Annotated in this window: 15 protein-coding genes; 4 read left to right on the forward strand and 11 right to left on the reverse strand. The window is 60.2% G+C overall.

Annotation, left to right across the window (positions count from 1 at the left end):
• The first annotated feature begins 59 nt into the window (after window positions 1–59).
• Both fabA and fabB read left to right on the forward strand, forming a co-directional pair.
• Window positions 60–575 (forward strand): 3-hydroxyacyl-[acyl-carrier-protein] dehydratase FabA, encoded by a 516-nt coding sequence (fabA, locus tag ACODSJ_RS16160; RefSeq protein ID WP_003204400.1) that lies wholly within the window; start codon window positions 60–62, stop codon window positions 573–575.
• Between the two features lie 11 nt (window positions 576–586).
• The gene (gene fabB, locus ACODSJ_RS16165) at window positions 587–1,807 is read left to right on the forward strand and encodes a beta-ketoacyl-ACP synthase I (RefSeq protein ID WP_489102679.1); all 1,221 of its coding nucleotides are present in this window, start codon (window positions 587–589) and stop codon (window positions 1,805–1,807) included.
• 131 nt (window positions 1,808–1,938) lie between these two features.
• Here the strand turns inward: fabB and ACODSJ_RS16170 are convergent, their stop codons facing one another.
• The gene (locus tag ACODSJ_RS16170; protein WP_489102680.1) at window positions 1,939–2,403 is read right to left on the reverse strand and encodes a DUF3859 domain-containing protein; all 465 of its coding nucleotides are present in this window, start codon (window positions 2,401–2,403) and stop codon (window positions 1,939–1,941) included.
• 337 nt (window positions 2,404–2,740) lie between these two features.
• Here ACODSJ_RS16170 and ACODSJ_RS16175 point away from each other — a divergent pair, with 337 nt between their 5' ends.
• Window positions 2,741–3,601: a pirin family protein gene (locus tag ACODSJ_RS16175; RefSeq protein WP_489102681.1), complete on the forward strand. Its 861-nt coding sequence runs from the start codon at window positions 2,741–2,743 to the stop codon at window positions 3,599–3,601.
• A gap of 164 nt (window positions 3,602–3,765) precedes the next feature.
• On the opposite strand, the gene ACODSJ_RS16180 is transcribed toward ACODSJ_RS16175, so the two are convergent.
• From ACODSJ_RS16180 to ACODSJ_RS16195, 4 genes are all read right to left on the reverse strand, one after another.
• A complete protein-coding gene (locus ACODSJ_RS16180; protein WP_489102682.1) occupies window positions 3,766–4,494 on the reverse strand; it encodes a dienelactone hydrolase family protein in 729 nt (242 codons plus the stop codon).
• Between the two features lie 69 nt (window positions 4,495–4,563).
• Complete coding sequence (gene htpG, locus ACODSJ_RS16185; protein ID WP_489102683.1) at window positions 4,564–6,468, reverse strand: molecular chaperone HtpG; 1,905 nt, start codon at window positions 6,466–6,468, stop codon at window positions 4,564–4,566.
• Between the two features lie 87 nt (window positions 6,469–6,555).
• Entirely contained in the window at window positions 6,556–7,017 is a 462-nt protein-coding gene (locus ACODSJ_RS16190) for a PaaI family thioesterase (protein WP_489102684.1), read from the reverse strand.
• Complete coding sequence (locus ACODSJ_RS16195) at window positions 7,014–7,490, reverse strand: PaaI family thioesterase (RefSeq protein ID WP_489102685.1); 477 nt, start codon at window positions 7,488–7,490, stop codon at window positions 7,014–7,016. Before ACODSJ_RS16195 ends, ACODSJ_RS16190 begins: the two co-directional genes overlap by 4 nt.
• Before the next feature lie 157 nt (window positions 7,491–7,647).
• Here ACODSJ_RS16195 and ACODSJ_RS16200 point away from each other — a divergent pair, with 157 nt between their 5' ends.
• Window positions 7,648–7,899 carry a hypothetical protein gene (locus tag ACODSJ_RS16200; RefSeq protein WP_260962973.1) on the forward strand — a complete coding sequence of 84 codons (252 nt, stop codon included), beginning with the start codon at window positions 7,648–7,650 and terminating at the stop codon, window positions 7,897–7,899.
• A 76-nt stretch (window positions 7,900–7,975) separates the two neighbouring features.
• On the opposite strand, the gene ACODSJ_RS16205 is transcribed toward ACODSJ_RS16200, so the two are convergent.
• The 6 genes from ACODSJ_RS16205 to odhB all read right to left on the reverse strand — a co-directional run bounded on the left by ACODSJ_RS16205 (window position 7,976) and on the right by odhB (window position 15,706).
• Window positions 7,976–8,713 carry a DUF599 domain-containing protein gene (locus tag ACODSJ_RS16205; RefSeq protein WP_489102686.1) on the reverse strand — a complete coding sequence of 246 codons (738 nt, stop codon included), beginning with the start codon at window positions 8,711–8,713 and terminating at the stop codon, window positions 7,976–7,978.
• Window positions 8,714–8,882: 169 nt separating this feature from the next.
• Window positions 8,883–10,196 (reverse strand): branched-chain amino acid transport system II carrier protein, encoded by a 1,314-nt coding sequence (brnQ, locus tag ACODSJ_RS16210; protein ID WP_489102687.1) that lies wholly within the window; start codon window positions 10,194–10,196, stop codon window positions 8,883–8,885.
• A 504-nt stretch (window positions 10,197–10,700) separates the two neighbouring features.
• Complete coding sequence (gene sucD, locus ACODSJ_RS16215) at window positions 10,701–11,585, reverse strand: succinate--CoA ligase subunit alpha (RefSeq protein WP_134925317.1); 885 nt, start codon at window positions 11,583–11,585, stop codon at window positions 10,701–10,703.
• The gene (sucC, locus tag ACODSJ_RS16220) at window positions 11,585–12,751 is read right to left on the reverse strand and encodes an ADP-forming succinate--CoA ligase subunit beta (protein ID WP_130203743.1); all 1,167 of its coding nucleotides are present in this window, start codon (window positions 12,749–12,751) and stop codon (window positions 11,585–11,587) included. The genes sucD and sucC overlap by 1 nt, the downstream gene beginning before the upstream one ends.
• A 197-nt stretch (window positions 12,752–12,948) precedes the next feature.
• Window positions 12,949–14,385, reverse strand: coding sequence for a dihydrolipoyl dehydrogenase (gene lpdA, locus ACODSJ_RS16225; RefSeq protein WP_489102688.1), 1,437 nt, complete (start codon window positions 14,383–14,385; stop codon window positions 12,949–12,951).
• 97 nt (window positions 14,386–14,482) lie between these two features.
• Window positions 14,483–15,706 (reverse strand): 2-oxoglutarate dehydrogenase complex dihydrolipoyllysine-residue succinyltransferase, encoded by a 1,224-nt coding sequence (gene odhB / locus ACODSJ_RS16230; RefSeq protein ID WP_489102689.1) that lies wholly within the window; start codon window positions 15,704–15,706, stop codon window positions 14,483–14,485.
• Window positions 15,707–15,741: the final 35 nt, after the last annotated feature.

Here is a 15,741-nt window from a genome sequence, read left to right on the forward strand (position 1 = left end):
CTTCGATCGGCCGGGAAGATTTGCCCCACCCTGCCGCATGGGACTATTGAGGAGCTCGCATGACCAAACAAAACGCCTTTACCCGGGAAGATCTGCTGCGCTGCAGTCGCGGTGAGCTGTTCGGCCCAGGTAACGCGCAACTGCCCGCCCCGAACATGCTGATGGTGGATCGCATCACCCATATCAGCGAAGAGGGTGGCAAGTACGGCAAAGGTGAATTGGTCGCCGAGCTGGATATCACTCCGGACCTGTGGTTCTTCGCCTGCCATTTCGAAGGCGACCCGGTGATGCCAGGCTGCCTGGGCCTCGACGCCATGTGGCAACTGGTCGGTTTTTTCCTTGGCTGGCAGGGTCTGCCAGGCCGTGGCCGCGCCCTGGGTTCGGGCGAAGTGAAGTTCTTTGGCCAGGTCCTCCCGACCGCCAAGAAAATCACCTATAACATTCATATCAAACGCGTCCTCAAGGGCAAGCTGAACATGGCCATTGCCGATGGTTCGGTCGCTGTCGACGGTCGCGAGATCTACACCGCCGAAGGCCTCCGGGTCGGCGTTTTCACCTCCACTGACAACTTCTAAGGGTTATCCGCATGCGCCGCGTCGTTATCACTGGTCTGGGCATCGTTTCGTGCCTGGGCAATGACAAAGAGACCGTCTCCGCTAACCTGCGTGCAAGTCGCCCGGGCATCCGGTACAACCCGGAATACGCCGAAATGGGTCTGCGTAGCCAGGTTTCCGGCTCCATCGACCTCAATCTCGAAGAGCTGATCGATCGCAAGATCTACCGTTTCGTTGGCCATGCGGCGGCCTACGCCTACCTGGCCATGAAGGACGCCATCGCTGACTCCGGCCTGACCGACGAGCAGGTTTCCAACGTGCGTACCGGCCTGATCGCCGGTTCCGGTGGCGCGTCGACCCTGAACCAGATGGAAGCGCTGGACATCCTGCGCGAGAAAGGCGTCAAGCGCGTCGGCCCGTACCGCGTCACGCGGACCATGGGCAGCACCGTTTCCGCCTGCCTGGCTACACCGTTCAAGATCAAGGGCCTGAACTACTCCATCTCCTCTGCCTGCGCCACCAGCGCTCACTGCATCGGTAATGCGGTCGAGCAGATCCAGATGGGCAAGCAGGACATCGTGTTCGCAGGCGGCGGTGAAGAAGAACACTGGAGCCAATCGTTCCTGTTCGACGCCATGGGCGCCCTGTCCAGCAAGCGCAACGACACCCCGGAAAAAGCCTCCCGCGCCTACGACGCCGACCGTGACGGCTTCGTCATCGCTGGCGGCGGCGGCATGGTAGTGGTCGAGGAACTGGAACACGCCCTGGCCCGCGGTGCGAAAATCTACGCGGAAATCGTCGGCTACGGCGCCACTTCCGATGGCTATGACATGGTTGCACCAAGCGGCGAAGGTGCCGTGCGTTGCATGCAGATGGCCATGTCCACCGTCGACACCCCGATCGACTACCTGAACACCCACGGCACCTCGACTCCGGTCGGCGACGTCGCGGAAATGAAGGGCGTACGCGAAGTGTTCGGCGACAAGGCCCCGGCCATCAGCTCCACCAAGAGCCTGTCGGGTCACTCCCTGGGCGCCGCCGGCGTTCACGAAGCGATCTACTGCATGCTGATGATGGAAGGCAACTTCATGGCGGGTTCCGCCAACATCGACGAACTGGATCCAGAAGTGGCCGACCTGCCAATCCTGACCAAGACTCGCGAAAACGCCACCATCAATACCGTGATGAGCAACAGCTTCGGCTTCGGTGGCACCAACGCCACCCTGGTGATGAAGCGCTGGGAAGGCAAGTAAGTCCCGCTGCTACACCACACACGAAAACGCCCCGACTGGTTCGGGGCGTTTTTTTTGCCTGGTGAATAGGCCTAAATTCATTGTGGGAGCGGGCTTGCTCGCTCCCATATGAGATCTCCAGTGGATGGAACTCAGCGCACGACAAAGCGCTGCTGCGTCAGCAACCGATCCCCCTGGAACACCATGAATCGCCACTCCCCCGGCACCACTTCGTGGCTTTCGGTGAACTCGTAGGCCATCACATCCTGGGGCGCACCAGGCACCAGTTTCTGGATAATCTCGAATTTATCGTGGCGCACGCCATCGGGCGTCAGGATGCCTGGGGTGAAATACAACAGCGTCAATGGCTGGTCATCCACAACCTTGCCGGCCAGCTGATAGCGCATGCCGAACTTGGTGCCCAGCTTCGCCGGCACGCTTTCGGTCTGGCGGATCTGCTCATTGCTGCGACGCAGGACCCGCTCCCCCGATTGCAGCTCGGCCTTTGGCCCTTCGAAGACGCCGTACTCCACTGGGCCTTCGACACGAACTTGCGCCTGGGCCAGGCCACAAGCCAACAACAACGCCACCAGTGCGCTTGAACGGGTGAGGTGCATAGTGCGCTCCTTGGATTGAGATGAGCGCGAGGGTATGACGTGGGGGTGACAGGTTGATGACAGAGCCAATGCACCCTGATGCTCTTGTGGCGAGGGGATTTATCCCCGCTGGACTGCGCAGCAGGCCCAAAACTTACTGGCATGATCGCCCCGACACACCGAGGTGTCGGGTTTGGGGCCGCTTCGCGACCCAGCGGGGATAAATCCCCTCGCCACAGTTCTTATCTCTTATCTCGGAACGGCGCGGGGCAACACCGCCCAAAAACTATTCCTGCCCCCTTTTGCCGGTTACAGCGGGTTATGCTGGCGGCATTCGTCGTTCATCCGGGAAGACTCCATGACCACGCTCCTGACCGTTCGCCCTCGCACAGAAGACGTCGAAGGCCAGCCGATCCTCCGTCCACTGCCGTCGGCCAAATGCCGCGCCGTCGGGCCTTTCGTGTTTTTCGACCACATGCTGCAAACCACCTACCCGGCCGGCAAGGGCATGAACATCCGCCAGCACCCCCACATCGGCCTGTCCACCCTCACCTACCTGTTCGAGGGCAAGCTTCAGCACAAGGACAGCCTGGGCTCCGACCAGGTGGTAGAAGCCGGGGACGTCAGCTGGATGACCGCCGGCAGCGCCATTGCCCACGTCGAGCGCACGCCCGCCTCGTTGCTGACCGGGGATTTCGTCATGCATGGCCTGCAGGTCTGGCTGGCCTCGCCCAAATCCCATGAGCAAGGGCCAGGGCACTACAGTCACCATCCGGCACACAGCCTGCCGATCAGTGAGAACCTGGGGGTCAGCATCCGCATGATCGCCGGGTCAGGCTTTTGCCTGGAATCGCCGGTGCCGGTGCTGTCGCCGACGCTGTATGCCGAATTGCACCTGCAAACGGCGACGACGCTGCTGATCCCTACCGAGCATGAGGAGCGGGCGCTGTATGTGTTGAGCGGTGAGGCGTCGTTGGACGGTGAGCCGCTGGAACCCCATGCCTTGGTGATCCTGCCCACTGGGGAAGCGATGACGCTGTTCGCCGGCAGTGACTGCCATGCCGTGCTGTTCGGCGGCGCGCCGCTGGACGGGCCACGGCGGATCAACTGGAATTTTGTCTCCAGTGACCCGGCTCGCATAGACGAAGCCCGGCGGCGCTGGGCGGCCGGGGACTGGCCAACCGTGCCGGGGGAAAGCGAGCGAATCGAGTTGCCTTGAGTGCACAACTCCTGTGGGAGCAAAGCTTGCTCGCGATAGCGGTGGTCCAGTCAATACCGTTGTCGACTGACCTGTCCCAATCGCGAGCAAGCTTTGCTCCCACAGGATGTACCCCACAGGCTCCGATATGTGCCTAAGCTGATTGCCATGAAGCAGTCAGGCAATCAGCCCTTGAACACCTCATCCAGCAAATTATGCATCGACCTGAACGCCCGTGCGGCGACCTTGGGGTTGTACATCATCTTGCCCGGCACATTGGCCTGTGGATCGGTAAACGAATGCACCGCGCCACCGTAGCTCAACAACTGCCAGTCCACGCCGGCGGCATTCATTTCCTCTTCGAAGGCCGGTAGCTGTTCCTTGGGCACCAACGGATCCGAAGCACCGTGCATGGCCAACACCGCGCCCTTGATGCTCCGGGCATCCGCCGGGTTTGGCGTGTCCAGGGTGCCATGGAACGAGACCGCGGCCTTGAGCGGCGCACCGCTGCGGGCCAGTTCCAGGGCGCAGCAGCCGCCGAAACAGAAGCCGAAGGTCGCCAGTTTCGAAGCGTCGACCTGTGCCTCAGCCTGGTTTTGCAGCTGTTCGAGCGCCACCTGCATGCGCTTGCGCAGCAGGGCCCGGTCGTTCTTCAGGGGCATCATCGCCGCCCCTGCTTCATCGGCATTGGTCGGGCGCACCGTCTGCCCATACAAATCGGCAATCAACACCACGTAGCCGTTGGCCGCCACCGACTTGGCGATGGCTTCGGCGCCCGCCCCTACGCCCATCCAATTGGGCGCCATCAACAGCCCTGGACGCAGGCCTTGTTGGTTGACGTCGAAGGCCAGGCGGCCTTCATAGGCTTGACCCTCGATCTGATAAACCAGCGAACGAACCGTAACCTGACTCATGACGGATTCCTCTTTGACTCAACCCCAGAAATGACAAAACCCGCCGAAGCGGGTTTTGTCTTCACTTGATTAAGCTGACAGCTCAACCAACAGCTTGTTCAGGCGGCGCACATACGCTGCCGGGTCCTTCAGGCTGTCGCCAGCCGCCAGGGCCGCCTGGTCGAACAGGATGTGCGACAGGTCGCCGAAACGCTCTTCGCTCTGTTCGCTGTCCAGTTTCTCCACCAGCGGGTGAGCCGGGTTGAATTCGAAGATCGGCTTGGAATCCGGAACCTTCTGGCCGCTGGCTTCCAGGATCTGGCGCATTTGCAGGCCCAGGTCCTGCTCACCGATGGCCAGGATCGCCGGAGAATCGGTCAGGCGGTGAGAAACACGCACCTCGCTGACCGCGTCACCCAGGGCTGTCTTGATGCGCTCCACCAGGCCTTCCTTGCTCTTGGCGATTTCCTCGGCGGCTTTCTTGTCTTCTTCCGAATCCAGGTTGCCCAGATCCAGGTCGCCACGGGCGACGTCGACAAAGCTCTTGCCGTCGAACTCGCTGAGGTAGCTCATCAGCCATTCGTCGATGCGGTCGGTCAGCAGCAGCACTTCGATGCCTTTCTTGCGGAAGACTTCCAGGTGCGGGCTGTTCTTGACCTGTGCATAAGTCTCACCGGTCAGGTAGTAGATCTTGTCCTGGCCTTCCTTGGCGCGAGCCAGGTAGTCGGCCAGGCCAACGATCTGCTCGCCGTCGTCACCCTGGGTCGAGGCGAAGCGCAGCAGGCCGGCGATTTTCTCTTTGTTGGCGAAGTCTTCGGCCGGACCTTCCTTCATCACCTGGCCGAAGTTCTTCCAGAAGCCCTTGTACTGCTCAGGCTCGTTCTTCGCCAGTTTCTCCAGCATGTCCAGCACGCGCTTGGTCAGTGCCGACTTCATGGAATCGATGATCGGGTCTTTCTGCAGGATTTCCCGCGAAACGTTCAGCGACAAATCGTTGGAATCCACCACACCCTTGATGAAGCGCAGGTACAGCGGCAGGAACGATTCGGCCTGGTCCATCACGAACACACGCTGCACGTACAGTTTCAGGCCGCGTGGCGCTTCGCGCTGGTACAGGTCGAACGGTGCACGGGCCGGCACGTACAGCAGCGAGTTGTACTCCAGCTTGCCTTCGACCTTGTTATGGCTCCAGCTCAGCGGGTTCTCGAAATCATGGGCGATGTGTTTGTAGAACTCCTGGTATTCCTCGTCCTTGACCTCGGTGCGTGGACGGGTCCACAGGGCACTGGCGCGGTTGACGGTTTCCCATTCCACTTCAGGCTTTTCTTCACCTTCGCCAGCGGCGGCTTCCTTCGGCAGCTCGATCGGCAGCGCGATGTGATCGGAGTACTTCTTGACGATGTTGCGCAGGCGCCAGCCATCGGCGAACTCGTCTTCGCCGGACTTGAGGTGCAGCACGATGCGTGTGCCGCGATCGGCCTTGTCGAGGGTGGCGACTTCGAACTCGCCTTCACCCTTGGACGACCAGTGCACGCCTTCGCTCGCCGCGAGGCCGGCACGGCGGGTAAAGACTTCGACCCGGTCGGCGACGATGAACGCGGAGTAGAAACCGACACCGAACTGACCGATCAGGTGGGAGTCTTTCTTCTGGTCGCCAGACAGGTTTTTCATGAAGTCGGCGGTGCCGGACTTGGCGATGGTGCCCAGGTGCGTGATCACCTCTTCGCGGCTCATGCCGATGCCGTTGTCTTCGAGGGTGACGGTCTTGGCGTCCTTGTCGAAGCTCACCCGGATTTTCAGCTCGGCGCCGCCTTCGAGCAATTCAGGCTTGGACAGCACTTCGAAACGTAATTTGTCGACGGCGTCAGAGGCGTTCGAAATCAGCTCGCGAAGGAAGATTTCCTTGTTCGAATACAGCGAGTGAATCATCAGGTGCAGCAGCTGCTTCACCTCGGTCTGGAAGCCCAGGGTTTCCTTTTGAGTTTCCACGCTCATGGTCATCAAACTCCAAGTGGATGGTGGTGTCCGCCTCGCTGAGATTGGCGGCGGGATGTCCACAAGGTGGGGGCAACGGTGGTGATTTCAAGGGCGGTTGGTTTTCGAAGGCTCCTGGACCTTGAAATGCGCCCGGGCGGTGGCGATGGGTTCGGCCTCGACGTCTTGCCAAGCGGTGATCGCGACATTGGCCACCCGCCGCCCCTGACGCCACACCTGGCATTTGGCGTAGGTGTCGCGAAACTGCCCGGCACGCAGGTAATCCAGGGAGAAGTCGATGATTTTCGGCACGCTGGTCACGCCGGTGGCGATCAACAGATGAACGGCAGCCGCCAACTCCATGAACCCGGCAATGACCCCGCCGTGGATGGCGGGCAGCAAAGGGTTACCAATGTTGTCCTTGTTGGCCGGCAGGCAAAACACCAGCTCATCGCCCTGGCGCGTGCATTGGATGCCGATCAGTTGCGCATAGGGAATCGAAGCCAGCAGCAGCCCATAATCACCCTGCTCACAGGCCTGGCGCAGTTGTTCCTGGGTCATCCTGGTCATGATTTGTCCACGCCAGCCATCGGGCCGCCCTTTGTGAGCCCCCGGGCGTGCTGGCCCAGGCGCATGAACGTGCCGACCACGTGGGCGATGGGCTGTTCGGGGTCATCCTGATAGGCGAACCCCCGGCTGAAAATCACGTCCGGGGTGACCCGGTAGCATTGCGCAAAGCCGTAGACGTCCTTGTGGGGCTCGGCGGCGTGCATGTAGTCGATGCGCAGGTCCAGGGTCGGGCAGACTTCGAATTGCGGCAGCACGCACAACGTCGACATGCCGCACGCCGTGTCCATCAGAGAGGTCAGCGCCCCGCCGTGGATGATGCCTGTCAGGGGATTGCCCACGATTTTCGGGCTGAACGGCAGGATCACCGTCAGCCCGTCGCGACTGGCATTGTGCAACTTCAAGCCCAGCACCTGGCAATGCCTCAAGGCGGATAGAAAGCGTGTCGCACGCTCAAAAACGGGATCTTCAGCCATTTTCATCAATTCCCTTTTTTTGCGGACGCCGGGAAACAGGCGTGCGCCATAAAGTTCCACTGCGGTACAAAGTTATATATCTGTCGCAAAAGAGGAACTTAACCAGAGGGGGTCTGCTCAAAAGGCCAGTAGTTATTTCCATAAGGAGAAACACCCCATGCGTAAGACTTTAGCTATTGCCTTGATGTTGGCCGCCTCCCTCGGCCTCGCTGCCTGCGACAAGAAATCCGAGGACAAGGCTCAAGACGCTCAACAACACGCTGAGCAAGCTCAACAAGACATGAACAAAGCACAGGATAAAGTGAACGACGCGGCGAAAGAAAACGCCGAAGCCGCCAAAGATCAGGCTGAATCGAACAAAGCCGCCACGCAGGAACAAGCGCCTGCCACCGCGCCTAAAACCAACTGATACGGTTTTAGCGACAAAAGAAAACCCGCCTCGTGCGGGTTTTCTTTTGCCTGGACTGGACACATTGCCGTTTGTGTCAGGTCGCGTCCTTGCCAACTTCCGGCAACGGTACTTCGGTGGGCGTATAGACCATGACGTCCAGCACATCGGAATGAAATTCACGCTGATAGAGCACGAACACCACGCCGGCACTCATCAACATGAATAACCATGGGCTGACAAACCAGGCCAACATGGTCATGCCGAAATAATAAGAGCGCAGCCCGAAGTTGAACTGGTTGGCCGCCATGGAAATGACCCGCGCCGCCCGCAGTGCAAACGCCTTGCGCTCCTGCTCCGAAACATGACGTTCGCCAATCATCGGTGCTGAGCCAATCAGCACTGCCGCGAAGTTGTATTGGCGCATGCACCAGCTGAACGTGAAGAAGGCATAGACAAACACCAGCGCCAGGCACAGCAACTTGAGCTCCGCCATGCCCTGGGAAGCCTGCTGCACCATCGGCAGGTCCGCCAGCAACGATACCGCCCGGTCAGAGGCGCCGAGAACCGTCAGGATGCCGGCCAGGATGATCAGCGTACTGGAAGCGAAGAATGACGCATTGCGCTCCAGGTTGCCGATCACGCTGGCGTCGGCGATACGGTTCTCACGCAGCAACATGCGGCGCATCCAGTCTTCGCGGTACAAGTGCATCACACTGGCCAGGCACGCGGTATCGCGCGCCTTCCAGGTGGCATAACGGGTGTAGCCCGCCCAGCAGGTGATGAACCAGGCGGCGGCCAGGAGATGGATCAGGTTGGCTTGGATGAATGGCATGCAATTCCTTGTGTGACAGATGCAGTAGTTGCAGTAAACCCTTGTGGGAGCCTTTCGAGGCACTGCTTCGACGTTAGCCCATGGAAAAAGGCACTGCACCTAAAAAAAATGCCCCGCATCAATTGATACAGGGCATTTCGGTTTTACCGGTGAGCTTGCGGAAAAACGCTTACGCCAGGGCTTCGCTGCGCTTGCCCAACAGACGGTCGCACACCACCGCAACGGCCAGGGTCATTACCGAGGGCACCAGCCAGGCCAGGCCTTGCTCGCTCAGCGGCAGATGGGCCAGTTGTGCCGGCATCCAGTCTGCCAGCCCGGCGCCCTTGAGCGCATCGATCAGGCCAAACAGGAACGACACCAACATCACAGGGCCGACAATGCGCCCCTGCTCGTGCCAGAAGTCCCTGCAGAAGCTCAGGGCCACCAGGGCGATGCACGGCGGGTAGATGGCGGTCAGGACCGGAATCGAGAAGGCGATCAGCTTGGTCAGGCCCAGGTTGGACACCAGCAGCGAAAACGCCGCCAGGACCACCACCAAGGTCTTGTAGGACAGTGGCAGGACGCGGCTGAAGTATTCGGCGCAGGCGCAGGTCAGGCCGACCGCGGTCACCAGGCATGCCAGGGAAATCAGCACGGCGAGAAAACCACTGCCCAGGTTGCCGAACGTGTGTTGCACGTAGGCATGCAGCACTGCGGCGCCGTTAGTCGCGCCCACCGCTACGGTATGGCTGCCCGAACCGAGGCGGAACAGGCTGATATAGACCAGCGCCAGGCCCACCCCGGCGATCAGCCCGGCGATGATGGCGTAGCGGGTAATCAAGGCCGGAGATTCGACACCACGGGAACGGATCGCGTTGACGATGACAATGCCAAACACCAAGGCCCCCAGGGTGTCCATGGTCAGGTAGCCATTGATGAAGCCTTGGGAGAATGGCGCCGCCACGTACTCGGGCGTTGCCACACCGATATCACCGGCCGGCAAGGCAAACGCGGCGATGCCCAGCACGGCCAGGGCGATGATCTTCAGCGGGGCGAGGAAGCGCCCCACGGTGTCCAGCAGACGGCCCGGGTAGAGCGAGATGAAGAACACCACCAGGAAATACACTGCGCTGTAGAGAAACAGTGCCAGCGGGCTCTCGCCGGTCAGCGGCGCCAGGCCGACTTCGAACGAGACGGTGGCTGTACGCGGGGTCGCGAACAACGGGCCGACTGCCAGGTAGCAGACCGCCGCCAGCACGCCACCGGCGAGTTTGCCGATGGGGCTGCTCAGGGCATCCATCGCGCCACCGACCTTGGCCAGCGCGACGACGGTGATGACCGGCAACCCGACCGCAGTGATCAGAAAGCCCAGCGCCGCCATCCAGACATGAGGTCCGGACTGCAAGCCGACGATGGGAGGGAAGATGATGTTGCCAGCCCCGACGAACAGGGCAAAAGTCATGAATCCAAGCGCCAGGACGTCCTGGCCTTTCAACGCTTTCATTAAGGAAACCACACTACTGAATCGGAATTTAGAGAGGGATTTCCCTTATGGGTGAGGGAAATGCTGTCGATCCGTATAAGACCGACCCGGTTAGCGCGTCGCTTCCTTGTGGGCAGCAGCCGCAGAAAATCGCGGACAGCCTAACGAATTTATGGGCAAAACGCACTGTTAAGGGGCGAACTATCCGATGCACGACGTCGTGGTGTCGCGTTTACATATCTAATTTACCCACACCACCCGTGTTTCCCACACAGGCCCGTGGCGAGGGAGCTTGCTCCCGCTGGGCTGCAGAGCAGCCCCCTCTCCCTATGGACAGCTGTATTCATTCAGAAAGAACGCGTTGCCGGTTTACGACTGCCTTGCAGTCGAGCGGGAGCAAGCTCCCTCGCCACAGGGGTATTCCATACCTTGCCCAAGCGCAGCGGTTTGCTCCACCCTGGCCAGAAACGACAAAGGCCACCCGAAGGTGGCCTTTGTTGCTGGAACAAAAAAGTCAGCCGAAGCTTACTTCTTCATTTCCCAGCCAGTCAGCTCGGCCAGGGCCTTGCCGATGTCTGCCAGCGAACGCACGGTTTTCACGCCTGCGTCTTGCAGTGCAGCGAACTTCTCGTCTGCAGTGCCTTTGCCGCCAGAGATGATTGCGCCAGCATGGCCCATGCGCTTGCCCGGAGGAGCAGTCACACCAGCGATGTAGGAAACAACCGGCTTGGTCACGTTTGCCTTGATGAAGGCAGCCGCTTCTTCTTCAGCCGAACCGCCGATCTCACCGATCATGACGATCGCTTCGGTCTTCGGGTCTTCCTGGAACAGCTTCAGGATGTCGATGAAGTTGGAGCCTGGGATCGGGTCACCGCCGATGCCGACGCAAGTCGACTGACCGAAACCGGCGTCAGTGGTCTGCTTCACAGCTTCGTAGGTCAGGGTGCCGGAACGGGAAACGATACCGACCTTGCCTGGCAAGTGAATGTGACCTGGCATGATGCCGATCTTGCATTCGCCTGGAGTGATCACGCCTGGGCAGTTAGGGCCGATCAGGGTGATACCCAGCTCGTCGCACTTGACCTTGGCTTCCAGCATGTCGATGGTCGGGATGCCTTCGGTGATGCAGACGATCAGCTTGATGCCGCCGAAAGCAGCTTCCAGGATCGAGTCCTTGCAGAAAGGAGCTGGAACGTAGATCACGCTGGCGGTGGCGCCAGTGGCAGCTACAGCGTCTTTCACGGTGTTGAACACTGGCAGGCCCAGGTGCTCGGTGCCGCCTTTGCCTGGGGTTACGCCGCCAACCATCTTGGTGCCGTATTCCAGGGCTTGCTGGGTGTGGAAACTACCTTGCGAACCGGTAATACCCTGGCAGATAACCTTGGTGTCTTTATTGATCAGGACGCTCATTATTTGCCCTCCGCAGCTTTAACGACTTGTTGAGCAGCGTCGGTCAGGCTGGTAGCAGCGATGATGTTCAAACCGCTTTCTGCCAGTACTTTAGCGCCCAGCTCAGCGTTGTTGCCTTCAAGGCGAACAACAACCGGGATTTTCACGCCAACTTCTTTCACGGCGCCGATGATGCCTTCGGCAATCATGTCGCAGCGAACGATGCCGCCGAAGATGTTGACCAGTACTGCAGCGACGTTGGTGTCGGACAGGATGATCTTGAAGGCTTCGGTTACGCGTTCCTTGGTAGCACCACCGCCCACGTCGAGGAAGTTGGCTGGCTTGCCGCCGTGCAGGTTGACGATGTCCATGGTACCCATGGCCAGGCCGGCACCGTTGACCATGCAGCCGATGTTGCCTTCCAGGGCTACGTAGTTCAGTTCGAACTTGGCAGCGTGCGCTTCGCGCGGATCGTCTTGCGACGGATCGTGGAAAGTCTTCAGCTTAGGCTGACGGTACATGGCGTTGGCGTCGATGTTGATCTTGGCATCGAGGCAGTGCAGGTCGCCGTCGGCCTTGATCACCAGCGGGTTGACTTCCAGCAGGGCCAGGTCGTGGTCCTGGAACAGCTTGGCCAGGCCAACGAAGATCTTGGCGAACTGAGCAACCTGCTTGCCTTCCAGACCCAGCTGGAATGCCAGCTCACGACCCTGGAATGGCTGTGCGCCAACCAGTGGATCGATTGTGGCCTTGAGGATTTTCTCAGGGGTGTCGTGCGCGATTTTCTCGATGTCCACGCCACCTTCGGTGGAAGCCATGAACACGATACGGCGGCTCGAACGGTCAACGACAGCGCCCAGGTACAGCTCTTTAGCGATATCAGTGCACGATTCAACCAGGATCTTGGTGACTGGCTGACCGTTGGCATCAGTCTGGTAAGTCACCAGACGCTTGCCCAGCCACTGCTGTGCGAAGGCTTTGGCGTCTTCTTTGCTGCGAACCAGCTTGACGCCGCCCGCTTTACCGCGACCACCGGCGTGAACCTGGGCTTTGACAACCCATTCGCTGCCGCCGATTTTGTCGCAAGCTTCTGCTGCCGCTTCCGGGGTGTCTACCGCGTAGCCTGTGGATACTGGCAGGCCGTACTCAGCGAACAGCTGCTTACCCTGATACTCGTGAAGATTCATGCTTATTACCGTCTTCGTTTAGGTACTGCGCATTCGGTGCTGCACCGTTCCAGTGCCGCACCACCTGTGACTGCTGCTTGCGTAGCCTTCCGGACAACCGGTCCAGCTACGCAAGACTGCGTCCAGCGGACATTCCGCGGTGAGTCTTGCGCACAAGGCTCACGACGGGCCGAACCGCCGTGGTTTCTTATTATCTATTAACGCTTCTTGCGGTTGGCCACGTGGATGGCGCCGCCATTCACGGCCAGGGCCGCTTCGTGCAAGGCTTCGGACAGGGTCGGATGGGAGAAGACCATCATGCCCAGGTCTTCAGCGCTGGTGCCGAATTCCATGCCGATCGCGCCTTGCTGTACCAGCTCGGCAGCGCTTGGGCCGATGACGTGAACACCCAGTACGCGATCCGTCTTGGCATCGGCAATGACTTTCACGAAACCGCCGGTATCGTTGGCAGCCATGGCACGGCCGCTGGCGGCGAACGGGAAGGTGCCGACGTTAACCTCAACACCTTCGGCTTTCAAGGCCTGCTCGGTTTTACCGACCCATGCGATTTCCGGGTGGGTGTAGATAACCGATGGGATCAGGTCGTAGTTCATCTGGGCTTTGTGGCCCTTGATGCGCTCGACGACCATGATGCCCTCTTCCGAGGCCTTGTGGGCCAGCATCATGCCGCGAACCACGTCACCGATGGCGTACACGCCCGGTACGGTGGTGGCGCAATAGTCGTCAACTTTGATGAAGCCGCGCTCATCCAGGGACACTTCGCAGTCGGCAGCCAGCAGATCGGTGGTCACCGGACGGCGACCAACGGATACGATCAGCTTGTCGAAGGTGATGGTCTGTTCGCCGTTGGCATCGGTGTAGTTCACGACGACTTCTTCGCCGTTCACTTTGGAGCCGGTCACGCGAGCGCCCAGCTTGATGTCCAGGCCCTGCTTGGTCAGGGTTTTCAGCGCTTCCTTGGAAACAGCGGTGTCCGCTGCCATCAGGAAGGTGTCCAGGGCTTCCAGGACGGTCACTTGCGCACCCAGGCGCGCCCAGACCGAACCCAGTTCCAGGCCGATCACACCCGCGCCGATCACACCCAGGCGCTTAGGCACAGCCTGGAATTCCAGGGCGCCAGTGGAGTCGACGATGATATTCCGGTCAACCGGTGCAGGCGGGATGTCGATCGGACGCGAGCCTGGTGCCAGGATCACGTTCTCGGCTTCGATGACTTCAACCGAACCGTCAGGCTTGGTGACTTCGACTTTCTTGCCAGCCAGCAGCTTGCCGTGGCCCTGGATCGAAGTGACGCCGTTGGCCTTGAACAGGGTGGCAACGCCGCCAGTCAGGTTCTTGACGATGCCAGCCTTGCGGGCAACCATCGCAGGGACGTCCATCTTGACTTCGCCGGTCGAGATACCGTGGACGTTGAAGCTTTCTTTGGCTTCCTTGTATTTCCAGGAGCTGTCCAGCAGCGCCTTGGAAGGAATGCAGCCTACGTTCAGGCAGGTGCCGCCCAGGGCTTGCTTGCCTTCGGCATCGGTGTACCTCTCGATGCAGGCAGTGCTCAGACCGAGTTGCGCGGCCTTGATGGCAGCCACGTAGCCGCCAGGGCCAGCACCGATCACTACTACGTCAAATTTCTGCGACATTCAAAAAATCCTCTTTAGCGAAAAGCTTCAAGCCGCAAGCTGCAAGCCAGGCCGCTGTTTCACGCAGCCTGGAACTTGCAGCCCATGGCTGCTTCTATCAGATATCCAGCAACAGACGAGCCGGATCTTCCAGCAGGTTCTTGATGGTCACCAGGAAGGTTACAGCTTCTTTGCCATCGATCAGACGGTGATCGTAGGACAGTGCCAGGTACATCATCGGACGGATCACGACCTGGCCGTTGATGGCCATCGGACGCTGGATGATGTTGTGCATGCCCAGGATTGCCGCTTGCGGCGGGTTGACGATCGGAGTCGACATCATCGAACCGAATGTACCACCGTTGGTGATGGTGAACGTACCGCCGGTCATCTCTTCGATGGACAGCTTGCCGTCACGGGCCTTCTTGCCGAAGGTGGCGATGCCGCCTTCGATTTCGGCCAGGCTCATCAGTTCGGCGTTACGCAGTACCGGAACCACCAGGCCACGGTCGCTGGAAACCGCGACACCGATGTCGGCGTAGCCGTGGTAGACGATGTCGGAACCGTCGATCGACGCGTTGACGGCCGGGAAGCGTTTCAGCGCTTCGGTGGCAGCCTTGACGAAGAACGACATGAAGCCCAGGCGCACGCCATTGTGGGACTTCTCGAACAGATCCTTGTACTTCGAACGCAGGGCCATGACTTCGGTCATGTCGACTTCGTTGAAGGTGGTCAGCATTGCCATGTTCGACTGGGCTTCGACCAGACGCTCGGCAACCTTGGCACGCAGGCGGGTCATCGGAACGCGCTTCTCGACGCGATCGCCAGCGGCGAACACCGGCGCAGCAGCGGCCGGGGCAGCAGCCTTGGCAGGTGCGGCAGCCGGAGCGGCTTTCTTGGCGGCAACGGCGGCTACCACGTCTTCCTTGGTCACACGACCGCCCTTGCCGGTGCCGGCAACGGAAGCGATGTTGATACCGTTTTCTTCTGCGATCTTGCGAGCGGCAGGCGCAGCGACAGGGTCGTCTTCGCCGTCGGCGGCAGGGGCAGCAGCCTGGGCAGCGGCTGGAGCAGCAGCGGCAGCCGGAGCAGCGGCGGCAGCGCCACCTTCAACGATCGAGCCCAGTACTTCGTCGGACAGGACGGTGTCGCCTTCGTTCTTGACGATAGCGCCCAGCACGCCGTCGGCAGTCGCCAGGACTTCCAGGACGACCTTGTCGGTCTCGATGTCGACGATCAGTTCGTCACGCTTGACGGCGTCGCCCGGTTGCTTGTGCCAGGTGGCAACGGTGCCATCGGCAACCGACTCCGGGAAAGTGGGGGCTTTGATCTCGATAGCCATTGTCTTTGGTTCCTTAAATTCGGTTTCAGGTGCGC

The organism is Pseudomonas sp. FG6 (assembly GCF_057809015.1).